The organism is Thalassotalea sp. PP2-459 (genome assembly GCF_001913705.1).
Taxonomy (GTDB): Bacteria; Pseudomonadota; Gammaproteobacteria; order Enterobacterales; family Alteromonadaceae; genus Thalassotalea_C; species Thalassotalea_C hakodatensis.
Genome location: NZ_MKQD01000085.1, coordinates 51280 through 76927, shown reverse-complemented (window position 1 = coordinate 76927; position 25648 = coordinate 51280). Strand labels below are relative to the sequence as shown.

General features: G+C 38.9%; 24 protein-coding genes. 12 read left to right on the top strand and 12 right to left on the bottom strand.

The window, feature by feature from the left end; genetic code table 11:
- Positions 1-59: 59 nt before the first annotated feature.
- The 5 genes from ribE to BI291_RS17535 all read left to right on the top strand — a co-directional run bounded on the left by ribE (position 60) and on the right by BI291_RS17535 (position 3670).
- Complete coding sequence (gene ribE / locus BI291_RS17555; RefSeq protein WP_074500599.1) at positions 60-524, top strand: 6,7-dimethyl-8-ribityllumazine synthase; 465 nt, start codon at positions 60-62, stop codon at positions 522-524.
- A gap of 30 nt (positions 525-554) precedes the next feature.
- Positions 555-971: a transcription antitermination factor NusB gene (gene nusB / locus BI291_RS17550; RefSeq protein ID WP_074500598.1), complete on the top strand. Its 417-nt coding sequence runs from the start codon at positions 555-557 to the stop codon at positions 969-971.
- 69 nt (positions 972-1040) lie between these two features.
- Positions 1041-2006 (top strand): thiamine-phosphate kinase, encoded by a 966-nt coding sequence (gene thiL, locus BI291_RS17545; protein ID WP_074500597.1) that lies wholly within the window; start codon positions 1041-1043, stop codon positions 2004-2006.
- Complete coding sequence (locus tag BI291_RS17540) at positions 1999-2478, top strand: phosphatidylglycerophosphatase A (RefSeq protein ID WP_074500596.1); 480 nt, start codon at positions 1999-2001, stop codon at positions 2476-2478. The genes thiL and BI291_RS17540 overlap by 8 nt, the downstream gene beginning before the upstream one ends.
- Before the next feature lie 25 nt (positions 2479-2503).
- Positions 2504-3670, top strand: a complete 1167-nt coding sequence (locus tag BI291_RS17535) for a nucleotide sugar dehydrogenase (RefSeq protein ID WP_074500595.1) — start codon at positions 2504-2506, stop codon at positions 3668-3670.
- 110 nt (positions 3671-3780) lie between these two features.
- Here the strand turns inward: BI291_RS17535 and serA are convergent, their stop codons facing one another.
- The 4 genes from serA to BI291_RS17515 all read right to left on the bottom strand — a co-directional run bounded on the left by serA (position 3781) and on the right by BI291_RS17515 (position 7992).
- On the bottom strand, positions 3781-5010 hold the full coding sequence (serA, locus tag BI291_RS17530) for a phosphoglycerate dehydrogenase (RefSeq protein ID WP_074500594.1): 1230 nt from the start codon (positions 5008-5010) through the stop codon (positions 3781-3783).
- Between the two features lie 93 nt (positions 5011-5103).
- Positions 5104-5760: a ribose-5-phosphate isomerase RpiA gene (gene rpiA, locus BI291_RS17525; RefSeq protein ID WP_074500881.1), complete on the bottom strand. Its 657-nt coding sequence runs from the start codon at positions 5758-5760 to the stop codon at positions 5104-5106.
- Positions 5761-5825: 65 nt separating this feature from the next.
- Positions 5826-6413 (bottom strand): 5-formyltetrahydrofolate cyclo-ligase, encoded by a 588-nt coding sequence (locus BI291_RS17520; RefSeq protein WP_074500879.1) that lies wholly within the window; start codon positions 6411-6413, stop codon positions 5826-5828.
- A gap of 43 nt (positions 6414-6456) precedes the next feature.
- Positions 6457-7992: a peptide MFS transporter gene (locus BI291_RS17515; protein ID WP_074500593.1), complete on the bottom strand. Its 1536-nt coding sequence runs from the start codon at positions 7990-7992 to the stop codon at positions 6457-6459.
- 454 nt (positions 7993-8446) lie between these two features.
- On the opposite strand from BI291_RS17515, the gene galU reads away from it, so the two are divergent.
- The 7 genes from galU (at position 8447) to galE (ending at position 16339) form a co-directional block, all read left to right on the top strand.
- On the top strand, positions 8447-9343 hold the full coding sequence (galU, locus tag BI291_RS17510; RefSeq protein WP_074500592.1) for a UTP--glucose-1-phosphate uridylyltransferase GalU: 897 nt from the start codon (positions 8447-8449) through the stop codon (positions 9341-9343).
- Positions 9344-9504: 161 nt separating this feature from the next.
- Positions 9505-10407, top strand: a complete 903-nt coding sequence (cysD, locus tag BI291_RS17505; protein WP_074500591.1) for a sulfate adenylyltransferase subunit CysD — start codon at positions 9505-9507, stop codon at positions 10405-10407.
- Between the two features lie 55 nt (positions 10408-10462).
- On the top strand, positions 10463-11875 hold the full coding sequence (gene cysN, locus BI291_RS17500) for a sulfate adenylyltransferase subunit CysN (RefSeq protein ID WP_074500590.1): 1413 nt from the start codon (positions 10463-10465) through the stop codon (positions 11873-11875).
- A gap of 112 nt (positions 11876-11987) precedes the next feature.
- Positions 11988-13715 (top strand): SLC13 family permease, encoded by a 1728-nt coding sequence (locus BI291_RS17495; protein WP_074500589.1) that lies wholly within the window; start codon positions 11988-11990, stop codon positions 13713-13715.
- A 16-nt stretch (positions 13716-13731) separates the two neighbouring features.
- The gene (gene cysC / locus BI291_RS17490; RefSeq protein WP_074500588.1) at positions 13732-14340 is read left to right on the top strand and encodes an adenylyl-sulfate kinase; all 609 of its coding nucleotides are present in this window, start codon (positions 13732-13734) and stop codon (positions 14338-14340) included.
- Positions 14340-15296, top strand: coding sequence for an acetyltransferase (locus BI291_RS17485; protein WP_074500587.1), 957 nt, complete (start codon positions 14340-14342; stop codon positions 15294-15296). The genes cysC and BI291_RS17485 overlap by 1 nt, the downstream gene beginning before the upstream one ends.
- Before the next feature lie 29 nt (positions 15297-15325).
- Entirely contained in the window at positions 15326-16339 is a 1014-nt protein-coding gene (galE, locus tag BI291_RS17480; RefSeq protein WP_074500586.1) for a UDP-glucose 4-epimerase GalE, read from the top strand.
- Positions 16340-16384: 45 nt separating this feature from the next.
- Here the strand turns inward: galE and BI291_RS17475 are convergent, their stop codons facing one another.
- From BI291_RS17475 to BI291_RS17440, 8 genes are all read right to left on the bottom strand, one after another.
- Positions 16385-17605, bottom strand: coding sequence for an EAL and HDOD domain-containing protein (locus BI291_RS17475; protein WP_074500585.1), 1221 nt, complete (start codon positions 17603-17605; stop codon positions 16385-16387).
- Positions 17606-18302: 697 nt separating this feature from the next.
- Positions 18303-19016, bottom strand: coding sequence for a DUF3379 family protein (locus tag BI291_RS17470; protein WP_074500584.1), 714 nt, complete (start codon positions 19014-19016; stop codon positions 18303-18305).
- Positions 19009-19524, bottom strand: coding sequence for a sigma-70 family RNA polymerase sigma factor (locus BI291_RS17465; RefSeq protein ID WP_083602162.1), 516 nt, complete (start codon positions 19522-19524; stop codon positions 19009-19011). The genes BI291_RS17470 and BI291_RS17465 overlap by 8 nt, the downstream gene beginning before the upstream one ends.
- 184 nt (positions 19525-19708) lie before the next feature.
- Positions 19709-21355: a BatD family protein gene (locus tag BI291_RS17460; RefSeq protein WP_254849612.1), complete on the bottom strand. Its 1647-nt coding sequence runs from the start codon at positions 21353-21355 to the stop codon at positions 19709-19711.
- Entirely contained in the window at positions 21349-23145 is a 1797-nt protein-coding gene (locus BI291_RS17455) for a VWA domain-containing protein (protein WP_254849611.1), read from the bottom strand. Before BI291_RS17455 ends, BI291_RS17460 begins: the two co-directional genes overlap by 7 nt.
- Entirely contained in the window at positions 23138-24166 is a 1029-nt protein-coding gene (locus BI291_RS17450; protein WP_074500581.1) for a VWA domain-containing protein, read from the bottom strand. Before BI291_RS17450 ends, BI291_RS17455 begins: the two co-directional genes overlap by 8 nt.
- Positions 24163-24651 carry a DUF4381 domain-containing protein gene (locus BI291_RS17445; protein ID WP_074500580.1) on the bottom strand — a complete coding sequence of 163 codons (489 nt, stop codon included), beginning with the start codon at positions 24649-24651 and terminating at the stop codon, positions 24163-24165. Before BI291_RS17445 ends, BI291_RS17450 begins: the two co-directional genes overlap by 4 nt.
- Positions 24639-25646, bottom strand: a complete 1008-nt coding sequence (locus tag BI291_RS17440; protein WP_074500579.1) for a DUF58 domain-containing protein — start codon at positions 25644-25646, stop codon at positions 24639-24641. Before BI291_RS17440 ends, BI291_RS17445 begins: the two co-directional genes overlap by 13 nt.
- Positions 25647-25648 lie beyond the last annotated feature (2 nt).

Genomic DNA, 25648 nt, shown 5'->3' with positions numbered 1-25648 from the left:
AATTCTTTCATTTTTTGCTAGAATCGCGACAATTTTTACATCTAAAGAGTAATTTTTCCATGAACGTTATTGAAGGTGGCTTTGTTGCAACAGGTAAAAAGTTTGCAATTGTAGTATCTAGATTCAACCATTTTATTGTTGATAGCTTATTAGAAGGGGCTATTGATACGCTTAAACGTCATGGTGATGTTGCAGAACAAGATATTACAGTGATTAAGGTCCCTGGAGCATATGAGTTACCGTTAGTTGCTAAAAAAGCGGCAAAGCAAGGTAAATACGATGCAATAATCGCCATTGGTGCGGTGATTCGTGGTGGTACACCGCATTTTGATTTCGTTGCTGGTGAATGTAATAAAGGCTTAGCACAAGTGTGTTTAGAGTCTGAAATTCCGGTATCGTTTGGTGTGATCACAACAGACTCAATCGAACAAGCCATTGAACGCGCTGGTACAAAAGCCGGTAACAAGGGTGGTGAAGCGGCTCTTGGTGCATTAGAAATGGTTAATGTACTTGCTAAGCTATAATCAAGCTAGAATTTAATACAGGATATTTTTGTGAAACCATCTCCCAGAAGAAAAGCGCGAGAACTAGCCGTTCAAGCAGTTTATTCATGGCAAATGAGTGAAAACTCAGTGACAGACGTTGAAGTACATTTTCTTACTGAAAATGCCAAGCGTCGTTTTGAAATTGAATATTTTCAAAAACTATTTCGTGGTGTTACAAGTCAAACAAATTCGATTGATTTAGCTATTACACCGTATTTAGATCGTGATTTAGATGATGTAGATCATATTGAAAAAGCAATATTAAGAGTTGCTGTTTATGAACTGAGCGATTGTGCGGATGTGCCGTATCGTGTTGTGATTAATGAAGCAATTGAACTAGCGAAAGTATTTGCTGCTGATGATAGTCACAAATTTGTAAATGGTGTATTAGATAAAGCTGTTAAGGTGATTCGTCCAGAACAATAATTAACGGCGACAGATAAACACATAAGGCGCTTTATTTTAGGCGCCTTTTGTTTTTTATGGATACTTATTATGAAAGAGTTTGAGCTGATCAAAACGTATTTTACCGAACAGTTGGTTAATCGACGTGATGTCGTAGTAGGTATAGGGGATGACTGTGCTGTTATCGCTCCAGCTGAAAAGCAAAATATTGCCATTACGACAGATACCTTAATTGATGGTGTTCATTTTCCTAAAAATACGCCAGCAAAAGCCATTGGCCATAAAGCCGTTGCCGTTAATTTATCTGATCTTGCTGCTATGGGAGCTGAACCTACTTGGATTTCTATCGCGATTAGCTTGCCAGTAGTTGATGAGGATTGGATCAGTGACTTCTGTGAAGGCATGTTTGCCTTATGCGAATTTTACAATGTGCAACTTATTGGTGGCGATACAACACAAGGACCATTAAGTATTACGATCACAGCACAAGGCACTGTTCCTCCGAATAAGCAAATTACCCGTAGTGGCGCTAAAGCGGGTGATTGGATATATGTAACTGGTGAACTAGGTGACTCAGCGTTAGCGTTAAAACACTACTACGGCGACATTACCTTACGGGGTGACGTACTCGTACATGCTATGAATCGTTTAAATGAACCTAAACCTAGAGTGTTAGCGGGTAAAGCGATAAGAGAATATGCATCAGCTGCGATAGATATTTCGGATGGGTTATTGGCTGATTTATCACATATATGCAAAGCTTCGAATGTCGGCGCAAATATTGTGTTAGAAGATTTACCGTTATCTAGTGAACTTATTGCATCGATTGGTGCTGAACAAGCGATGGAGTTGGCATTGTCAGGCGGAGATGACTACGAACTTCTTATGACTGTCTCAGAAGATAACAAGGTTGGTATGGAAACAACGCTTGCTGATATGGGGACAAAAGTAACGTGCATTGGTCAATTAAATGGTAATCTTAAAATTACTACTACCTTGAATAATAAGCCAGCGCAGCTAAACCTGAAGGGTTTTGAGCATTTTGCCAATGAATAACCAACCGAAAGAGATTAAATCAAAATTCACGTTGTCTGATCCTGTGCAATTTTTAGCGCTAGGCTTTGGAAGCGGTTTAATTCCTAAAGCACCGGGAACTTTTGGTACCTTAGCGGCTATTCCTGTGTTCTTATTATTAGCGCCGTTACCTATGGTGACATATTTAGCGGTAGTCGCCGTGATGGCGTTATTGGGTATTTATATTTGTTCTCATGCTGCTAAAGCCGCAAAAGTGCATGATCACCCAGCAATTGTATGGGATGAAATAGTCGGCTATTTGATTACCATGGCTTTAATTCCCGTTTCGTGGAAGTCAATTATTGTTGGTTTTTTGCTGTTTCGTTTGTTTGATATCATAAAGCCATGGCCGATTTCATTGTTAGATAAACATTGTCATGGTGGCTTTGGTATTATGATAGACGATATTGTTGCAGGCTTTGCTGCATTTATTTGTATGTATTTTATGTTTTAGTTTTATTGAGAGATAGGTATTGTAAATGAAGATTACTGTAGTAGGTACAGGTTATGTAGGGCTATCAAACGGCATCTTGTTAGCACAACATAATGAAGTCATTGCGTTAGATGTTATTGAAGAGAGGGTGATACAGTTAAATAATAAACAATCCCCGATTCGTGATAAAGAAATTGAAATGTTTCTTTCGCAAGAGCCTTTGTCATTCACCGCAACGCTAGATAAGACATTAGCATACACTGATGCAGAAATTATCATTATTGCTACACCGACGAATTATGACCCTGAAACAAACTATTTTGATACGAGTTCTGTAGAATCGGTTATTAAAGAAGTTATGGCAATAAATGCAGAGGCTACTGTTGTTATTAAATCAACGGTTCCTGTTGGTTTCACAAGACGATTAAAAGATAAATACCAAACAGATAATATTATTTTCTCTCCTGAATTTCTTAGGGAAGGAAAAGCGTTGTACGATAATTTATACCCTTCAAGAATTATCGTAGGTGCTGAAACTACAGGCGCTAAAACCTTTGCCAAATTATTGCAGCAAGGCGCTAAAAAAGAAGACGTTCCTACACTATTTACAAGAGCAACAGAAGCTGAAGCGATAAAACTTTTTGCTAATACCTATTTGGCGATGCGGGTTGCTTACTTCAATGAATTAGATACTTACGCAGAAACGCATGACTTAGACACGCGTTCAATTATTGAAGGTGTAGGGTTAGATCCGCGTATTGGTGATCATTATAACAACCCATCGTTCGGTTATGGGGGGTATTGTTTACCAAAAGATACCAAGCAATTATTGGCAAATTACCAGGATGTGCCAAATAATATGATTAATGCGATTGTTGAAGCGAATGTGACTCGTAAAGACTTTGTAGCAGAATCAATTTTAAAGAAATCTCCGACGATTGTTGGTGTTTACCGTTTAATTATGAAGTCTGGCTCCGATAACTTTCGTGCTTCGTCTATACAAGGCATTATGAAGCGCATAAAGGCGAAAGGTGTTGAAGTGGTTATTTTTGAGCCGGAATTAGCTGATGATACCTTTTATAATTCACGAGTGATCACTGATTTAGCTGAATTTAAAGCGATGTCAGATGTTATTGTGTCTAATCGTATGGATGATGAACTGAGCGATGTTATTGAGAAAGTTTATACCAGAGATTTATTTGGTAAAGATTAAGTGACAATTACTTAGCGTTAAATCAGCAATAAAAAAACGGAGCGATTAGCTCCGTTTTTTGCTTTTAATCTTTTAATACAGTGTTCTCATGAAAAGTATTACTGCTCAAATTAATGCAGAATACGTGCTTTAATCGTACCTTCAATCAGCTTTAATTCACGCAAGGCCGTTTCACTGTTTTCTGTTTCTATATCAATAACAACATAACCGTTTTGGTCATCTGTTTGTAGATACTGCGCGGCAATATTAATGTTATGTTCAGCAAATGCTTGGTTAATTTTTGTCAATATACCTGGCTGGTTTTTATGAATATGTAATAAGCGACTGGTACCAACGTGTTCAGGCAGTGATACTTCCGGGAAGTTGACTGCTGAAAGCGTTGAACCATTATCTGAGTACTTAGCCAGCTTACTCGCCACCTCTAAACCAATGTTTTCTTGCGCTTCTTTTGTGCTACCGCCAATATGAGGCGTTAAAATAACATTATCGAAAGCACGTAGTGGCGAAACAAATTCTTCGTCATTACCTTTAGGCTCTACAGGAAATACATCAATTGCAGCACCGGCAACTTTCTTATTGGTTAATGCTTCACATAAGGCATCAATATCAACTACTGTTCCACGCGAAGCATTGATAAAGATAGCCCCGTTTTTCATCACATCAAACTCAGCAGCACCCATCATATTTTGCGTTTGTGCTGTTTCTGGTACATGTAAACTTACTACGTCAGCTTCTTGCAAAAGAGCCGTTAGGCTTGGTGATTGCTCAGCATTGCCAAGAGGTAATTTTGTTTCAATGTCATAAAACTTTACTTTCATGCCAACGGTTTCAGCTAAAATGCCTACTTGCATACCGATATGGCCGTAACCGATGATACCAAAGGTTTTACCTCTTGCCTCTACAGAACCAGCGGCTGATTTATTCCATACTCCACGATGAGCTTGTGCACTTTTTTCGGGGATACCGCGTAATAAAAGCAATAATTCACCTAATACAAGTTCAGCAACAGAGCGGGTATTTGAAAAAGGTGCATTAAATACTGGCACCCCTTTTACTTTTGCGGCACGCACATCGACTTGATTGGTACCAATGCAAAAACAACCAATCGCGACTAATTTTTTGGCGTGACTTAATACTTTTTCATTGAGCATCGTGCGCGAACGAATGCCGATAAAGTGAACGTCAGCAATCTTCTCGATAAGTTGTTCTTCAGATAAAGACGTTTTTAAATACTCAATGTTGGTATAACCTTTAGACTTTAACTCTTCTAATGCACTTTGATGTACACCTTCCAGCAGTAAAATCTTAATTTTTTCTTTTGCTAACGAATTATTGCTCATATGCTAAAACCGTAGTTAATATTGTTGATGTATAGATGGCTAGATACCCAAAATTTAATCAACCGTATCATATAGTGTTAAAACTCTAAAGTGTTATTTTACCACCTTTGCACCTTCTGGTGTCCCTAATATGAGTATATCAGCGCCGCGGTGAGCAAATAAACCATTGGTAACAACGCCTACAATCGCATTAATATCAGACTCTAAGCGTTTAGGATCAATAATGTCTAAGTTATGCACATCAAGAATGACATTTGAGTTATCAGTTACCACGCCTTGACGATAAACAGGATCGCCGCCTAATTTCACTAACTCTCTTGCAACATAACTACGTGCCATTGGAATAACTTCTACAGGTAGCGGAAACTTGCCCAGTACAGGTACTTGTTTACTCTCATCACATATACATATGAACGTTTTAGCGACGGCAGCCACAATTTTTTCTCGCGTTAATGCTGCGCCACCGCCTTTGATCATATGCATATGTTCTGTAATTTCGTCTGCACCGTCGATATAGACACTAATTTCGCTAACACTGTTAAGATCAAATACTTCGATCCCTAACGCTTTCAAGCGTTTAGTTGACTCTTCTGAGCTAGACACTGCACCGGTAATGTCATGTTTCTTACTCGCGAGGGCATCAATAAAGTGGTTGACGGTTGAGCCTGTTCCTACGCCGACTATGGCATCATCTTCAACAAATTCCACGGCTTTTATAGCCGCAGCTTTTTTCATTTCGTCTTGTGTCATCGTTGTATATCCGAGTTGCTTTTTATGCATTATAACAGCCAATTTTTGCTCGGTGTTATGAGATTTTAATTAAATTGATAATGTTTAGAGGGAGTAACAATATGTGGCAGTGGCACATCCCATGTTTCTATTGGAATAGCGGAAATTTTTTGGCAGTCATGTGCTAATCCCATAATAACGGGGGGGGTAGTAACTAAATTTGCTAGCGTTCGATCGTAATAACCGCCCCCCATACCTAAACGGGCACCTGTTTCATCAAATGCCACTAGAGGGGTAAAAATGATATCAAGCTTACGTACCGGACAAACATGTCTAACATCTAATTGGGGTTCTAGAATGCCGTACTTATTTTGGGTCATTGCTGTCGATGCACAGTAGTGTAAAAATAGCAGCTGCCCTTTGTTAAAAGGATGAAGCACAGGAAGATAAGTTTGTATGTTTTGTTGCCAGCACCAATGTATAAAAGGGGTAGTGTTAAGTTCACCGTCATTTGTATGATAAATAGCTACAGATTTGGCCTTTGCGATTATAGCAATGTGCTTTAGTTGGTTAACTAATGATAAAGAGGCTTCAGTTTGCGACTCTGAAGATAACATCTGACGGGTGCGTCTTATCTGTTGACGTATTGCTTGGCGAGAGTTAAATAATGTCATATAAAAAGCGGTGGCTAACACCACCGCTAACATGTTGCTATTATTAAATAGTTTCTGCAGCTTTACCTGGTGTTGGTGCGGTAGAGTCTGCTTCGTCAGCTGAGTTTTCCCAAACACGTGATTTAATGCTTAGTAATAAAATCACGATACCGATACCGATACTAAATAAACTGATTTGAATGTATAAGTTTGGTAATTGATCAATACGGTTTGGATCAAAGTTACCCGCTAATAAACCAGAAATAATATTACCGATAGAGTAGGTTAACACGAATACACCCATCATTTGGCCAGCAAAGCGACGCGGTGACAATTTACTAATGGCACTTAATGCTACAGGGCTTAAGCATAATTCACCTACTGTATGTAAGAAGTAAGTAGCCACTAACCAATAAGGCGCTACTTTCATACCTGATGCTGCATATTGTGCTGCAAAGAACATCACAATAAAGCCACTTGCCATGATCATTAAGCCGATAGCACACTTAATACCATAGGCAGGACTAACAAAACGCTTACCTAAGTTGATCCACAGCGCCGCAAAAAATGGCGACAATAATACGATAAACATGGCGTTTAACGATTGGAACCAACCGGTAGGGACTTCGAAACTGCCAACAATTCTATCTGTGTAATCGCGAGCAAATAAGTTCATTGAAGAGCCTGCTTGCTCAAAACCTGACCAAAAACATGCAGAAGCAATACACACTAGTAACAGAGCACCTAAGCGTTTCATTTCATTTTTGGTTAAATTACCGAACTTGAAAATTGATGCATAGTAAAGTACGAACATCACACTAAAGCTGATCGCAACATATTGTGCCACAGCGACCGGCTCAATAATGATAGCACCCGTTATGGCAGCAGCAGTTACGGTTGCAAGCATAATTAAGAAAGCACCAATGACTGCCCAGCTTATTTGTCTACCTTTAGGTGTTAAAGGCGCTGCGGGCGCTGCACCCACACCGTGTAATTTATTAAGTGTACGGCGGTATTGTATTAAACCCACTGCCATACCCACAGCTGCTGCACCAAATGCCCAATGCCAGCCAAAGTTTTCTTGATCTTCCATTAGGTAACCACAAATGGTGTAGCCTAAAACAGAGCCCATATTGATGCCCATGTAATAAATGGCATAACCAGAATCACGGCGTTTATCTTCATCTGAGTAAAGTTGGCCAACCATAGCGCCAATATTTGGTTTCAATAGGCCTGTACCTAAAATAACCACAATTAAACCGATGAAAAAGGTTTTATCACTAGGGAAGGCCAAAATAATGTGGCCACACATGATGATAATACCGCCATACCATACGGCCTTTTGACCACCTAGGAGTCTGTCTGAAATCCAACCTCCAGGTAACCCCATGAAATAGACACTACCGGTATATAAACCATAAATGGCAGCGGCAGAAGCAACCGTTAAACCTAAGCCATTTTCTTGTAAGGTTGCGGTCATAAACAGTACTAGCAGCATTCGCATACCGTAGTAACTCATGCGTTCCCACATTTCAGTAAAGAACAGTGTTTGAAGACCTTCAGGTTGCCCGAAAAAAGTCTTAGCGCTTTGCGTTGTCATATAAATTTTCCTTCCTAAGGTGCGCACCTAGTATTGAGCATTATTATTATTCTTGTTTATTTAGATAAGATTGATAAATGGATTCAACAGGCGCAATTTATCGTTAATCAGCGGCATTTATACCTTTGATGAACTCGAAGCGCAAGTAATTCAGCTAAGCGGATTGAATATTGCGTTGAAAGGTTTACAGGTTAGTTTCTGTTTGTAACTTTAAAAACCAAGGGTTTAGCGGAGATATTCTGAATCCGAATATACAATATATTATTTTTTATTTACTTAATTTAAATGAACGAATTTAAAGCATTTAAAAACTGAAACATGAATAAATTCACGTGTAAGTTAATTATATTCAGGTGTTAATAAGCTAATAATTTGTTTTAATACTACTTTGATGAAATTATTTAACTGTATTCACTTATATTAAATATTACAGTGCTATTTTTCCGAGGGCGGTATGGATAAGAAAATTACAAAAGCGGTCATTCCTGTTGCAGGCTTAGGGACACGTATGCTTCCGGCAACTAAGGCAATTCCAAAGGAAATGCTACCAATTGTAGATAAACCGCTTATTCAATATATTGTTAATGAATGTATTGATGCAGGTATTAAAGAAATTGTCTTAGTGACTCACTCTTCTAAAAATTCGATAGAGAACCATTTTGATAAATCGTTTGAATTAGAAACGACACTTGAAAATCGAGTAAAACGTCAACTTCTTGATGAAATTCAAGCTATTTGTCCAAAAGGGGTTACCATCATGCATGTGCGTCAAGGCGAAGCAAAAGGCTTAGGACATGCGGTTTTAAAAGCTAAACCTTTGGTGGGTGATAACCCTTTCGTTGTCGTGTTACCAGATGTTATTTTGGATGACGCAACTGCGAATTTAAAAACCGAAAACTTAGCGGCGATGTTAGCGCGTTTTAATGAAACGGGCCATAGCCAAATTTTAGTTGAGCCGGTACCACAAGAAAAAGTACAACATTATGGGGTGGTTGATTGTGGCGGAGAAGTTTTACATGAAGGTGGTTCAGCGGTGATGACAGCCGTTGTTGAAAAACCAGCGATTGAGGAGGCACCGTCTAATTTAGCCGTTGTTGGCCGCTATGTATTGTCAGAACCCATTTGGCAATTATTAGAATTTACACCACCGGGCGCTGGTGATGAAATTCAACTTACCGATGCAATCGCAAGTTTGATGAAATTAGAAACGGTTGAAGCCTTTCATATGACAGGGAAATCTCATGATTGCGGCTCTAAAATGGGTTATATGAAAGCGATGGTGGAATATGGTTTGCGACATCAGCAGATAGGTGATGAATTCACTGAATACTTACATCAACTTATAAAGTAAATTGATTGTTTAGTTATGCATTTTTAAATTTAATGGAGTGAATGCATAACTTCTCCCCTTGTTTATTCCTAAATCATCTAACAAATCTTTTTCTTATATGGATATCTTAAAGGCTATCCAGTAAACTATCGTCATTAAAATTGCTAGGGAATATTAGTTAAATGACGATTCAAACGCATTTAAAAAAGCTTGAAGCAGAGTCTATCCACATTATTCGTGAAGTTGCCGCTGAATTTGACAAACCAGTGATGCTTTATTCTGTAGGTAAAGATTCCGCCGTTTTATTACATTTAGCGAGAAAAGCGTTCGCACCCGGGAAAATACCATTCCCGTTATTGCATGTTGATACCACATGGAAGTTTAAAGAAATGATAGCCTTTCGCGATCGCATGGCGAAAGATTATGGATTTGAATTGTTAGTACATCAAAATCCTGATGGTATCGCGATGGATATCAATCCTTTTGTCCATGGCAGTGCAAAACACACTGATATTATGAAAACGCAAGGGTTAAAACAAGCGCTTGATAAATATGGCTTTGATGCCGCATTTGGTGGTGCACGTCGCGATGAAGAAAAATCGCGCGCGAAAGAACGTGTGTATTCGTTCCGTGATAAAAATCATCGCTGGGACCCAAAAAGTCAACGCCCTGAGCTTTGGAATGTCTACAACGGTAAAGTAGATAAAGGTGAGAGCATTCGAGTGTTTCCTTTATCAAATTGGACCGAACTTGATATTTGGCAATATATCTATTTAGAAAGTATTGACATTGTGCCGTTGTATTTATCGGCAAAACGACCTGTTGTGGAACGCGACGGTACGTTAATCATGGTAGATGATGAGCGCATGCCTCTAGAAGAAGGCGAAGAAATACAAATGAAAAGTGTTCGTTTTAGAACACTTGGCTGTTACCCATTAACTGGTGCAGTTGAATCAGAAGCGGCAAATTTGCCGGAAATTATTCAAGAAATGTTGTTAACAAAAACCTCTGAACGTCAAGGTCGTGTGATTGACCATGATTCAGCGGGTTCTATGGAGAAAAAGAAAATGGAAGGTTATTTCTAACTATTTTTTAACCTAACTTTCATTTTAACTGTTAACTATTTCTAAGGGCTGAACGATGAGTCACCAATCAGAATTAATTGAACAAGATATTCAAGCTTATTTAAAGCAACACGAAAATAAAGAACTACTGCGCTTTTTAACTTGTGGTAGTGTTGATGACGGAAAAAGTACGCTAATTGGCCGTTTGCTTCATGATTCAAAAATGATTTTTGAAGACCAACTTGCGGCGATTGAAAAAGACAGCAAAAAATCAGGCACAACTGGTGAAGCGGTAGATTTGGCTTTACTGGTGGATGGTTTACAATCTGAACGTGAGCAAGGCATTACCATTGATGTTGCCTATCGTTATTTTTCAACCGATAAGCGTAAATTTATCATTGCTGATACCCCAGGTCATGAACAATATACGCGTAACATGGCAACTGGTGCGTCTACCTGTGATTTAGCGATTATTTTGATTGATGCACGTCATGGTGTACAGGTTCAAACACGTCGACATTCTTTTATTTGTTCATTGCTCGGTATTAAACACGTGTTAATTGCTGTGAACAAAATGGACTTGGTTGACTATAGCCAAGACCGTTATCAAGAGATTAAAAAAGAATATCGCGAGTTTGCCGATCAACTCGCTTTCACTGATGTTCGCTTTGTGCCTATTTCAGCGTTACGTGGCGATAATGTTGTTGAAGAAAGCGAGCATATGTCGTGGTACCCAGGTGCTACATTAATGAAGCTTTTAAATACCGTTAATGTTGAAAATAACGACACCTGTACTGAGTTCAGATTCCAAGTGCAATATGTAAACCGTCCTAATTTAAATTTCAGGGGCTTTTCAGGTACTGTTGGTTCAGGTCACATTAGGGTTGGTGATGAAATCGTTGCATTGCCATCAGGAAAACAATCTCGTATTAAATCAATTGTTACTTTTGATGGAGATCTAGAACGGGCCGATAAAGGGGAAGCGGTTACGTTGACCCTAGAAGACGAAATTGATATCAGCCGTGGTGAAATGATCGTTCGTAAAGGCGCGGTTCCTTTAACCTCGAAAGAATTTAATGCTTCTGTTGTTTGGATGCATGAAGACGAACTTGAAACGGGCCGTGAATATTACATTAAACATGGCAGCAAGCTCACCACAGGTCATGTGTCTAACATCGTACATAAAATTAATGTAAATACCATGGAAACTACCCCAGTCAGTCAACTAACGCTAAATGAAATTGGTTCGGTTAGCTTCTCTGTGGCTGAGTCGTTGCATTTTGACCCATACCTTGAAAACCGTGCTACAGGTGCATTCATTATCATTGATCGATTAAGTAATATCACCGTAGGCGCAGGTATGATCACTGGGGCTGCAGAATCAACAGATGATCATCAATTTAGTGAATTTGAAAAGGAGTTTAACGCCTTAGTACGTAAGCATTTCCCACATTGGGGTGCCCGTGATATTGCTAAACTCCTAAAGTAACGCCTAATTACTTTTATTGATATTAGTTGCTTAACGCATAGACTTCACTTGCATATATGTTAAGCAGCTGATAAATATTTCATATCATTTGCTGCTAAAGGACAAACATTAAATGGTAGCATCACAATGGGCATTGATTGCTCTTTTCTGTTTAACCTTTGCTGGGCTGATAAAGTATCAGCGCGTGCCTGAGCGTGTTTTTGCCTTGGCAATGATCACATGTTTAGGTTTTTCTTTTGTTGAAACAGATGATGTATTAGCCAATGCCGTAAACCCAGGTTTAGTGACGTTAATATTATTGGTGTTGGCGTCATTTTCTTTTGAACGCACCAGTATTCTACGCCGCCTTTCAGCTGTGATGATCAACGGTAAGCCGTTTATCTCTACAGTAAAAACCCTTGTCTATACTGCAATTGCATCTGCGTTTATGAATAACACTGCCGTTGTTGCTGCACTTATTTCTACCATTAAAACTAATCGTGTGATTAACCCTGGGAAACTTTTACTACCGTTATCATTTGCAGCAATTTTAGGTGGTACGCTTACCTTAGTTGGTACCTCAACAAATTTAATCGTTAATACCATGCTGATTGAGCAGGGGAGTGACGGCCTTGGCTTTTTTGATTTTACCCCGATAGGTATCGTTGCGTTAATCATTTGTTTAGCCTTAATTTTATTAAGACAGCACTCTTTGCCTGATATGGAAGTTGAACAACTTAAAAACCCAGATTATTTACTAGAAGCACGTGTTAGTAACGACTCTAAAATGATAGGTCAAACCGTTGAAGAAAATGGTTTACGAAGTTTAGATACATTATTTTTAGTCGAAGTGATTCGTAATGGCAGGCTGATATCTCCGGTGGCACCTGATGAAGTTATATTACGCGGTGATAAACTTATTTTTACTGGCGATGTGTCGAAAGTTAAGGTGTTACAGCAATTTGATGGCTTAACGTTATTTGCCGAGCAAGATGGTTTACTCAGAGATAATTTGACTGAAGTGTTAATTAAACCTGATTCAGCCGTGGTTGGTAAAACGTTAAAAAGAGCGGGCTTTCGTGCCAGATTTGATGCTGCTGTAGTGGCCGTTCGTCGTGAAGGTGCGGCGCTTTCAGGTAAATTAGGATCATTGATTATTCAACCTGGCGACTTTCTTGTATTAGCCGTGGGGAATGACTTTAGTACACGTACTAACTTAAGTAAGAACTTTTACATCTTATCGGGGCACCAACCCGATAATATGCTTTCTGGTTGGCGTGATTCGTTAACCGTTTTTGGTTTTATCGCTGCGGTTATGGCGTCAGTACTAACAGAAGTATCTTTATTAAAAGTATTGATGTTTTATATCGCGTTGTTGGTTTTTACGGGTTGCTTAACGGTGAATGAAATAAAACGACGCTTTCCACTGGAAATTTGGATGATAGTGTTAGGGGCGCTTACTTTAGCTAAAGCACTTGAATCAAGTGGTGTGGCGTTATTATTAGCAAATTATATTGAGCATTTACTTGCTGGGCAAAGCGCTTATATCACGTTGATTGTGATTTTTGTGGTTACACTACTAATTACAGAGCTAGTGACAAACAGTGCCGCAGCTGCGCTTATTTTTCCTATTGCGTATAATATTGCATTAGGTTTAGGAGTTAGTCCATTACCCTTCGTATTAGCTGTTGCTTTTGCCGCAAGTGGTAGCTTCATTAGTCCCTTTGGCTACCAAACCAATGTTATGGTTTACAATGCGGGTAATTATAAGTTGCTTGATGTGGTGAAATTTGGCGTGCCGGTTTCATTGGCTTATTCGATTGTCGTGTTAACTTTGTTACCTACTTTCTTTCCTTTTTAACGTGAGATACCTCTAAATGAAAACTGAAAATACCGTTTGGCATCAACAACAAATTAATAAGGTACAACGGGCTAATATTAAAAAACAACGTCCTTGTTTATTATGGTATACCGGTTTAAGCGGGTCAGGAAAATCTACGGTTGCAAATGCAGTGGATGCGTTGCTTTTTGAACGTCAATGTCATACGTATTTGCTTGATGGTGATAATGTACGACATGGCTTGAATGGTGATTTATCGTTTAGTGATGAAGATCGTATCGAAAATATTCGCCGGATTAGTGAAGTATCAAAATTGTTTGTTGATGCGGGGCTAATTGTCTCTACTGCGTTTATTTCACCTTTTGCGTCAGACAGAAAAATGGCACGTGAAAAACTAGCAACGGGTGAGTTCTTAGAAGTGTATATTGATACGCCGATTAGTGTCTGTGAGCAACGTGATCCAAAAGGCTTGTATAAAAAAGCCCGTGCCGGAGAAATAAAAGACTTTACCGGTATTGATTCTGATTATGATATCCCTTCGGCACCAGAAATACATATTAAAACGGCAGAATTGACAATCGTTGAATGTGCCCAACAAGTTGTACAATTTTTAGAAGACAACCATTATATTTCAACAGGTTCATAATGCATTACGATATTTTTAATGGCGATGCCGATGGTATTATTTCATTAGTACAACTACGTTTAGCCAATCCTAAAGAAAGTACCTTAATCACAGGTGTTAAACGCGATATTAGTTTGTTAAAACATGTTGATGTTGCAAAAGCTCATTCAGTAACGGCTTTAGATATTTCGATGGAAAAAAACATTGAAGCTCTGAATGAATTGCTAGCAAACAATGTAACCGTTTTTTATGCTGATCATCATCGTCCTAGCTCAATTCCAACATCCGATAACTTATCTGCGCATATCGATACTGACGCAAATACTTGTACGGCGTTAATTGTTAATCAGTATTTGAATCAGCAATTTCCATTGTGGGCGATTACCGCTGCTTACGGTGATAATATGCTAGAGGCTGCACAAGCGTTGTCAGATGAACTTAACCTTTCAACCAATGAACGTGACCAATTAAAGCGTTTCGGTATTTATATAAATTATAATGGCTATGGTAGTTCACTCGAAGATTTGCATTTTACGCCTGAACAGCTGTTTAGAGAATTGGTAAAATATTCAAACCCTTTCGATATTATTAACCAACCAGGTTCTGTTTTTTCTCAATTAGAGCAAGCTTATCATCAAGACATGGCGAATGCTGAACAGGCAAAAGTATTGGCTGAGAATGACGTCTGTAAAGTTATAGAGTTACCTGATGAGCCTTGGTCCAGACGTGTAAGTGGTGTATTAGGCAATGAACTTGCGAATAAAACACCTAATAAGGCGCATGCTGTGTTTACCCTTAACCTCGATCACACGTATACTGTAAGCTTAAGAGCGCCATTAACTAACAAACAAGGTGCTGGTGATATTTGCGCACGTTTTGCAACTGGTGGCGGTAGAGCGGCTGCAGCAGGTATTAATCAGTTAGCAGCGGAAAACGTTAACGCGTTTGTCACAGCAATTAGCGATTATTATCGTTAAAATATAGACTTTTATACAAAGGGGAAGTAATGAAGTTATTAATTACAGGTGGTACGGGCTATATTGGCAGCCATACAGTTGTTGAATTATTATCTTTAGGACATGATGTTGTTATTGTTGATAATTTAGTTAATTCTTCGGAACTCGTTTTATCTCGTATCGAAAAAATTACCGGTAAAGTACCGCAATTTGTCAAAGCTGATATATGCGATCGCAATGCCTTAAATGATGTTTTCTCGACGTATAAACCTGAAGCAGTTGTACATTTTGCTGGGCTAAAAGCCGTTGGTGAGTCTAATGAGATTCCACTGAGTTATTACCATAATAATGTAACAGGTTCAGTGGTGTTATTCGAAGTGATGGCTGCTCATAACGTTAAAAAGTTGGTGTTTAGTTCTTCTGCAACCGTTTATGGTGAAAATAATGTATCACCGCTTGATGAAGCAATGCCTACTTCAGCGACAAACCCTTATGGTCGCACTAAGTTAATGATCGAAGAAATTTTATTTGATTTAGCCAAAAGCGACGCGGATTGGTCGATTATAAATTTACGATATTTTAACCCTATTGGTGCACATCAATCAGGGCTTATTGGCGAAGATCCTAACGATATTCCCAATAATTTACTTCCTTATGTTTCTCAGGTAGCGATTGGTCGTTTAGCACAATTACAAGTGTTTGGTGACGATTATGACACACCTGATGGAACAGGTGTTCGTGACTATATTCATGTGGTTGATTTGGCGTTAGGGCATATTAAAGCGTTGGAAGCGTTATCAACTCACTCTGGTTGCCAAGCAATAAATCTTGGCACTGGTAACGGTACCTCAGTTTTAGAAATAGTTAATGGGTTTAGCCATATTAGTGGTAAGGAAGTCCCTTATAAGGTTGCTTCTCGACGTGCAGGGGATATTGCAACAGTATATGCGAATGCAGCGTTGGCTAAAGAGGTGCTAGATTGGAAAGCAGAGCGAAATTTAACTGAAATGCTAGAAGATACTTGGCGTTGGCAGTCTACGAACCCTGAAGGGTACACAAACTAAAAAAGCCGCTTTGCGGCTTTTTTAACTTTATGGGCGAATGATGTATTATGTCGATAATTGACATTGTTCATCAGCCCAAGCAATAGCATCATTATAACTTTCTAAAACAGGCTCTTTTTTTAAGCCTAGTTTTTCCATGACTTTATTGGTTTTTTCCCAGTCGGCGTGTTCAATTTGCTCAACAAGGATCACTAACGCTGCAAGTACACCTTTTTTGGTGATCAGCGCATCTTTTATCTCTTGCGCTAATGGTAGCTTGTCCATAATGCTTGAAAGCTCTTCATCAAGTATCGCATCAATTAATGATAATAAGCCCGTTAAGAAGGCAATAGAGGTGTCTATAGGAGCATTTATATCTTTTGATATCGTTTCGCAAAATTTTGCCCGCGTCATGGCTGCGTTGATCAACTCATTAGGTTTATCAGGATTGATATTAGTGGCAAATAAAAGCCCTAAAAAACGTTTAAGTTCGCCAGACCCTAACGTAACCAGCGCTTGTTTAATGGTTGAGATTTCATTACGTCGTTTAAAAATAGCAGAGTTCGCATAACGTAATAGTTTATAAGATAGGGTAACATCACGTTCAAATACATTGGTGATTGCGCCTAGATCTAATTCGGGTTTAGATGTTTCATATAATAATTCCGCCATTGCCATTTGAGAGGGCGATAAAGACTTTGTTTTTATCATCTCTGGCTTAGCAAAGAAAAAACCTTGGAAGAGTTCAAAACCAAGCTCTTGTGCTTGATGATATTCTTCGTGTGTCTCGACTTTTTCAGCGAGTAATTGGATATGGTCATGGGCTGAAATCGCCACTTTTATCTGCTTAATTTGTTCAATACTTGTGGTTTGCCAATCAATTTTAATGATCTTTATAAACGGGTAAAAATGGGCCCAAACATTTTGATGCTCATAATCATCTAATGCAAGGGTGTAACCTTTTTCAAATAAAGACTGACAAAGTGCTAACAGTTTTTTCCCTGGTTTAACGGTTTCTAATATTTCAACAACGATTTCTTCCGGCGTTAGCATTTCCGGAAGGCCTTTGCTGAGTGTTTCCAATGTAAAATTAATAAACGCAGGTTTTTTGCCTGTAAATTCGCTGATCCCCATGTTGAATTTACTAGCATCAATCATCTTGCTGGTAGCTTCATCACCATCGATATCAGGGAAAACATTGTTGATGTTGTCACGAAAAAGTAACTCGTAAGCAAACAATTGCTTTTCTTTATCTAAGATGGGTTGGCGAGCTGCGTAAAAATACATAAAGTTTCCTGCACACTTATTTACTACGAATATAGGAGAATTACCGTTGAATTTCATCATTTTTATTTTAATTCGATGAAATAGGGAAGTATATTGTACTTAATTAGAGCGTGTTGATCCTTGCTGTTTAAGTTTTGTTCAATTTAAACGCCTTCTGATCGCGGCACTTGGATTATTGCATAGTCATTCTATGGTTAATTCAAGTAACAAAGAGCAGGAGGCGTTTAGTTGAACCCTTCGGGCTGTATCTGTTTGGCATTTCTACTGTGTTAACGCTTGACTGGAGTAGAATAACTACATGGCGCAAGTGTTGCCTTGTATAAATACCAAAAAAATTGCGGCAAAAGTAAACATGAAAGATCAACACGCTCTAGTAAAACTACGTTAGCAGTTTTATTCGTAATTTATATTGAGGGAATGATTGTTATGTTAAACGACAGTGAAGCATTTAACTAGCATTAATAATGGAATCAGAGTGTTTAGTGGAAGTTGGCTCGTTTCAATGGTAATTAGCTGAACCCAAAGGGCAGCGTTTTTTGTTATTTATACGTCGTTATTGCTTTTTCATGTGGAATAACCACACATTAATCGCAATGCCTTGTCTAAATACCAATAAACGGCTGCAAAAATAAACGCGAAAGATCAACAGGCCTTAATTTATTAATTCTGATGTCTTAACAATATTGTGGTGTTTCGATTATGAAAACCATCGTAACTGATTTTGTAATTTTAGCTGCCATTGCTTTAACGGCTCAGCTTTATCCCCAACAACAATTATGTGGCTATCATTAGTGCTGCTAACTATGCCGTTGTATTGATGATTATCAAAAACGGTTTTATAGGATAAATGTTTACTTTGAGGTACGACAAAAATATTCACGGGGCTATTTTTGCCTCGAAATACCATATGTAAGCTTTTTATACCGTCAAATCGGCAAAATTCTGCCATTAATAAGTCTCCCATTGAATCGGTAAAGCTTCCGTTAAATGATGCCATTTTTTTGTTAAGTGCGCCTAAGGGAATATTAGCTTCTATACTGTTAGAGAAGTATTTTGCTTCATGATTAACGTGAGCAATAGCGTAATCACCAACCGAGTCATAAGCATGAGAAAACTGCAATTGATTAACTGTTAGGCCAATTGCCAAGGTGATGGAAGCAGCAAGCGCTACTCTAATATACTTCTTGCGTTTTTGTTGCTGATGACTTGCCAATGATTGACGTAAGATCAATGTTTGACAAAGGTCATCAGGCACAGGAATATTAAGCGCATTTGAGATTTTATCATCGAGTGCCTCTACTTCTTGTGCAAATTTTAATTTTGCAGGATCTGTATTCTTCGCCTTAAGTATTTCAGGCGAATTGGATTTGGGATCTGCATAAATTTCACGTCTAAATTGCAAATCATCCATTTTGGAAACCTCGCATAATTGGTTCGTCTTCTAGTGCGTCTTTTAATTGATTTCTCGCGCGAAATAGCCGAGTCATCACGGTATTTTTATTAAGAGATAACATGGTTGCGATTTCTTCACCGCTAAAGCCGCCGATCACTTGCAGTACCAGAGGCTCTCTATATTCTTCAGGCATTTTAGCAATTTTATCTCTTAGCCATTGATTTTCAATTTCTTGTTCAGCGTTAGTGGATTTTACATCTTGTATTGTTGCTTCTTCATACTCACTCATCTCAAATCTTTTACGTTCGAAACGTCTTGCGTTTTCTCTACGTAAAATAGTAATTAACCATGACTTCGCCGCTTTTTCATCTTTTAATGAATCTAATGCTCGCCATGCACGTAAAAAGGTTTCTTGCACTAAATCTTCTGACACTTGACGGTCATGTGTGAGCCAAAAGGCATAACGATAAAGATCGCCATGTAATGCCTTCACGAGTGCTTCATATCTAACTTGTTTTGTCGCCATGGTGTTATAGACCTGAGCATAACGAATTAAATTTCTTAATAAGAAAAAATTTATACGTTGTTTTGCGTTGCTCTAATTATAGGGTATTTGGAGAGGGCTGTATGTACGAAGTAAAGAAAGCAGTTAGAGGGCATCTCTTCGCTGCTTTCTCATTTTAACATTGACCGCTAATGCACAACTAAGCTTATGGGTTAAGTTGAAAACCATTGTTCTGTTGTTGTGTACTTTGGGTTTTATTTACTTGCTGGATTGCTTTCGCTAGATTGTCACCCTGCCATGCAATGGGGGCTTGTCCATATTTTGCAAGTTGCAGTTCTTCAATGGCAGCGATAAGCGGTTGATTATTTGTTGATGCTAGTAACTGACTAATAGTAGAAACTGATTGTAGATTTAAACTGTTATACCAAGGCAGTAAATGGGTAAAAACTTGTTCGCTATTATGTTTTTTACAGGCCGCTAAAAGTGCTAAGTAGTGATCATTTACCTTGGATACAACCGCTGTTTTTTGCGTACTTTTTTGTTTTTGATACGTAATCAACCATGCCAATAATGTTAACAGCCACAATGCGAGAAATACCCATTGAAGTATAGAGGCTTTTTCTACGTATACTGTTTTTTCAATCGGGGTTTGTGTTGGCGTTATTTGTGCTTCGTTTGGTGGTAAAACAAACTCAGGTTGTTCAGTATTCGCCGCTATGGTAATAATTTGTGCTGGAATGACTGCTTCTTGATATTCATTGGTCACGGTGTTCCACCAAGGGATAACTATTTCAGGCAATTGGTAGTTTCCGGGTTTATTGGCAACGATGGCAAAGTTCCGTACTTTTTGACTGACTAATCGATTGTTATTCATGCCCGTGTGTAGTTCAGCTTGATCTGGGTATACCTTCAATCCTGCAGGTAATGACATTTCTAATTCTGGTAACTGTTCTTCTGATAGCCCCGCAGCGGTTAATGTGATCACCCGTGTAATGGGTTCACCGACTTTAAACTCCGTAACTTTTGGCTGCCATTCTTGGTGAATGGATAATAACTCGCTAGGTAACCATGTACCTTGATAGTTTGTCGGAATCGCCTTAACGTTAATGGGGATTTCTTCTCCGATGACACTGACAGGTTTCGTTTCTGCAAAGCTTAAAAAGCTATTTCTACGCGTTGAAGGCACCATGATTTCGCCTGAAAATACTGGTGATTTTAACGTAAATTCACCGCTTTTTTGCGGGCTAATAGCATAGGTTCGTTCAATAACTCGATAACGAATGCCATTGATGATTGTTTCACCTTCCTTGTCTTTACCTACTTGAGTGATATTTGCGCCTTCAAGTTCGGGTTCTGTTAGGCTGCCTCTTTTTAATTCCGCAGCGAAATGTAACTTAATGGTCAACGTTAATTGTTGTTGAACATAGACATCTTTTGCAGAAATATCCGTTGTGATAAACAACGTTTGCTGTGTGTCGGTATTGTTTTCGCTTGCGTTAATGACTTTTACGTCTATTGGTTTGGTGGTTACGCCATCCACTGTTAGTGGTGGAATCGTGTAATTTCCTGCCTTTCTGGCAATTAATACTGTCGTCCAACGGGTGGTGCGAGTTGTTTTAAAGTTTACCATGCTCGTTTGCGAACTAACTGAGGTACGGCCTACGATAAAATCTTGCATCAACGCTGATGTATCTAAAGCGTTCGTGTCAACATCATCATTTGCGACTACCGTTAATACGAATGACTCATTAACAATCACTGGGTTTTTGTCGATAGTTGCAGTAACTTCAGTTAACGCGTACGCATTTACTGTAATAAATAACGTTAAAAGGGCGGTTAAAACTTTTACCACTTTTTCTGTGCTCCTACGCTGGTTCTATTTTGACGACGTTTTTGATATTCCAACTGCATTTTATTACGCAATAATAAGTAAGGATCATCAGTGACTTTATTTAACAGTTGCTGATGCTTTTGCTCCATTTCTTGTTCTTGTTGGGCTTTAGCTGCCTTAGCTTGTTGTTCCTGTTGCTGCTCGGGTTGCTGCTCAGGCTTTTCTTGGGCTTGATTTTCTTGTTCAGGATTTTGCTCTTGTTCTTGCTCTTTTTGCTGGTCTTGAGCTGCCTGTTGTTGCTGTTCTTTATTTTGCTCTTGTTGGTCTTCACTTTGCTGCTGATTTTTTTCTTGTTCTTGTTGTTGGTTTTGATCGCTTTGTTGTTCGTTATTTTCTTCTTGTTGATTTTGATCTTTATTCTGTTGATTATCTTGATTTTGTTGTTGTTCTTGTTGCTGTTTTAATTGTTCTACCAACGCTTTATTTTCTTTGGCGTCTTGTAGCTCTGGGTTTAACTCTAACGCTTTATCGTAGGCAGCAAGTGCCTCGTCGAATTGTTGTAATTTAGCCAGTGCGTTTCCTTGATTGAATAAAGCATCGGCGTCATGACCCTTTGAAAAAGCGTCAAGTGCTGCTTGATAGTTACCCGCCTGGTAATGTGCACTGCCTTGCCACATTGGATCTTCAAAAGTATTGGCAGCTTTTTCATAATCTTTAGCGTTGTATAAGGCTTGACCTTGTTGATCTTTCGTTTGCCATAAATTCTGCCAGAAGTCAGCATAAACGGGCTTGCTTGGTGTCATTAAGAATAAAATAGGTACTAGGGTAAGTAGTTTTCCACGACGGAAATATAGCAAAACTAAAGGTAACATTAATAACACTAGGTAAGGTCCAAACTCTTGCCATTGATCGCCGGTTTGTGAACTTTCATTGTTACTTTCTGCATCGTGCTTTATTGGCGGTAATACAATGGTGTCAATATCTTGATTACTGTTTACCATGCGAGCATATTGTCCTTTGCCTTGTGCTGCAACGGTGGATAATAAGTTTTCTGATAACTTGGGTACCACAATCGCACCACTGTCATCTTTGAGTAATTGACCATTCGGTAATTTTATTGGCGCACCTGCTGTGGTTCCGATCCCCATTATATTTAAACGATATGGGTTTTCTCTGACCCAATTCGTGAGATCTTGTACATCTTCTTGATCAATGCCGTCAGTAAACCAATAGACATCGCCTTCAACATGACCAGCATTTTTTAACATATCGCTGGCTAAAGCCAAAGCTGCATATGGGTTACTACCAAGAGCAGGCATAAGATCTGGACTTAAAGACGGTAACAGTAATTCAATGTTGTTAATATCTTCTGTTAATGGACTAATGGTAAAAGCATCGCCTGCATAAGCGATTAAGCCTATTTCACCTTCGTTCAATTTTTCTAATAAGTCTATGGCTTTGTAGCGAGCTCTGGTTAACCTATTAGGGGATATATCAGTTGCATACATTGAATACGACATATCCATAATTAACACCGAACCACGTGCCAATTGATATACAGGCTGGGGTAATTTTTTCCAGGTTGGGCCAGCAAGTGCCACGATCGCTAATAATCCTATTAAAAAGGGAATAGTTAACGATAATCCCTTTGCACTCTGTTTGCCTTCGATGAGTACATTTGCTAAATGTTTAGGAATTAATTTTTGCCAACCCGATTGATTAACATTATGTTTTTTCAGTAAATAAAGGGTAATAATTAACCCTACGGTAGCTAACAACCACCAAGGTCGAATGAAGTGAAAATCAGCCATTATTATCACCTACTACTTGTGTATTTTTTGATTTTCCTATTGGTCGATATATTGAAATATTTAACCATAAAATGTAACTAAAAACGATAATAGCAGCAAATGCTAAAGGGTAATAAAACAGGGCGGTTAATGGTCGCATTTGTTGCTGTTCTTGCTCAACAGGCTCTAGTTGATCGAGTAATTGATAGATTTCTTCCATGTCTTCACTGCTTCGTGCGCGGAAGTATTTACCACCGGTATCTACAGCAAGCTTAGTTAATGTTTCTTCATCTAACTCACTTGATGGATTTACGCGGCGTTTACCAAATAACGAACGTTGGATCATCACATCAGCACCAATACCAACAGAATAAATCGTCACGTTTTTCGCAACAGCTAATTCTAGTGCTTGTTCAGGTAATATTTTACCCGCGGTGTTTTGACCGTCAGTTAATAACAAGAGAACGCGGTTTGAATCTTTCTTTTCGGCAAAACGTTTAACGGAAAGCGCAATAGCATCACCAATTGCAGTTTGCTTACCAACCAAACCTAGTACCGTTTCATCGAGCATCTGTTTGACGGTTTTTCTATCAAAAGTCATGGGCGTTTGCATATAGGCGTCATCACCGAATAAGATCAAACCGATGCGATCACCAACTCTGCGATCAATAAAGTCTCCTAATAGTACTTTTAACATATCAAGGCGATTAACGGTTGCGCCATTTAAGCTCATGTCTTCCACTTGCATACTGCCAGACAGGTCGACGGCAACCATAAGTTCTCGTCCTTCAGTGGGAATATTTACAGGCTCGCCTAACCACTGTGGTTGACTCGCTGAAACTACCAGTAAAATCCATAACAATGCCAGCAATGATATAGGTGTTTTCTTCTGGTTACCTAATAAGGTTTTAGGTGTGCTTGAAGAGACTAAAACCGGCATTTTCAGTGGCGCAGCTTCATTGCTTGCGGTTGCGGGTAGAAAATACACGATTAATGGCAAAGGCAGTGCTAATAACACCCAAGGCAATGCTAATTCGATCATTGAGCAGGCTCCAGTTGCGTTGGTTTAGATTCTGCTTTGGGCGGTAATGCACAGTTTATCCATAATATCGCTTGTTGTTTCAGTTCATTTAATGCTTCTTCATCATTTGCGTTGCGATAGTGCGCTATTAACAGTTCTGGCAAGTTTTCAGCAATTAATGCTTGTTTTTTCTCTGGCATAACTGAAATTAAAAAATTGGCAAACGCTTTACCATGAAGCTTCGCAACATGGCCTCGTTGAAAGTAACGCATAGAAAGCCACTTTAGTGTTGCAATAATTTGCTCTGCATTCATGTCTGTTGAGTTGAGTAACGTCATCGCTTGTTTTTTATCAGCAAGCAGTTTTCTTTTTTGCACGATTTTAATCATGACAATAATTAACAAGATAACGAGCGCTGTTAATAGCAGCCACCATCCCATTGCAACAGGCCATTGATGGACTTGCTCTGGTAAATGAATGTCTTTTAATTGGGCTAACGGATCCATGGTGCAACTCCGTTTTTGATTTGTTGTTCTAATGATTGTCCGGCACAAAAATGCAACAAACGAGCACCTGCTTTCTCAAGTAGGGCTTCTTTTTCAGAGATCAGCGATTGAGCATGCGCTGCATATTCCGCTGCTGTGTTTTGATCGCCTAGGGTTAATTGTTGTTTATGCTGTCCGTCAGTAATACTGACATTTACTTTTGTTTTTACCGAAGGCAACTGGTGTTCAAGTGGATCTGAGATCAAGCAAACTACTAATTCACAATGGCGGTTAATATTGGCTAAGTGCCGTATAGCTTCATCTGATGTATGGTGACCATCGGTAATAAAATACACTAAACTGCCCGGGCGAGAAACCTGTCTTAATCGTAAACAGTTTTGCGCGAATGCATGTGTTTTTTCGTCAACATCTGGACTATCTTGTGCCAATAACAAGCTTGATTGTTGATGACATGTCGTTAAGGCATGAAGGTAATGTAACACGCCTTGCTGTCTGCTTCGTGGTTTCAATTCGGTATGAGAGGATTCGTTAAACACAATACCGCCAAAACGATCACCGCGTTGTTTGGTATGCCATGCCAATAACGCGGCTAAATGCGCAGCCTGAACAGATTTGAACAATAACTTACTGCCAAACAACATATTACTGCTTAAATCAGTTGCCACAATCACAGGGCGCTCTATTTCTTCACGAAATAATTTGGTATGTGTTTCACCCGTTCGAGCAGTGACACGCCAATCTATGGTGCGAATATCATCGCCTGTTTGATAATGCCTTACTTCATCAAATTCCATACCACGACCTTTAGTGCGAGCTAAATAGTTACCCGCTAATTGTCCGTGTAAGTTTTTATTTGCCGTAAGATTAATAAGCGAAGCTTTATTTTGGTATTGAAGCAGCTCATTGATCGTAATAGATACACCGTTAGCCATTAAACTGGCTAATTGCTGGCTAGGATCAAAGGTCGCTGTTGGTGTTTTAGACTTAAACCACATGT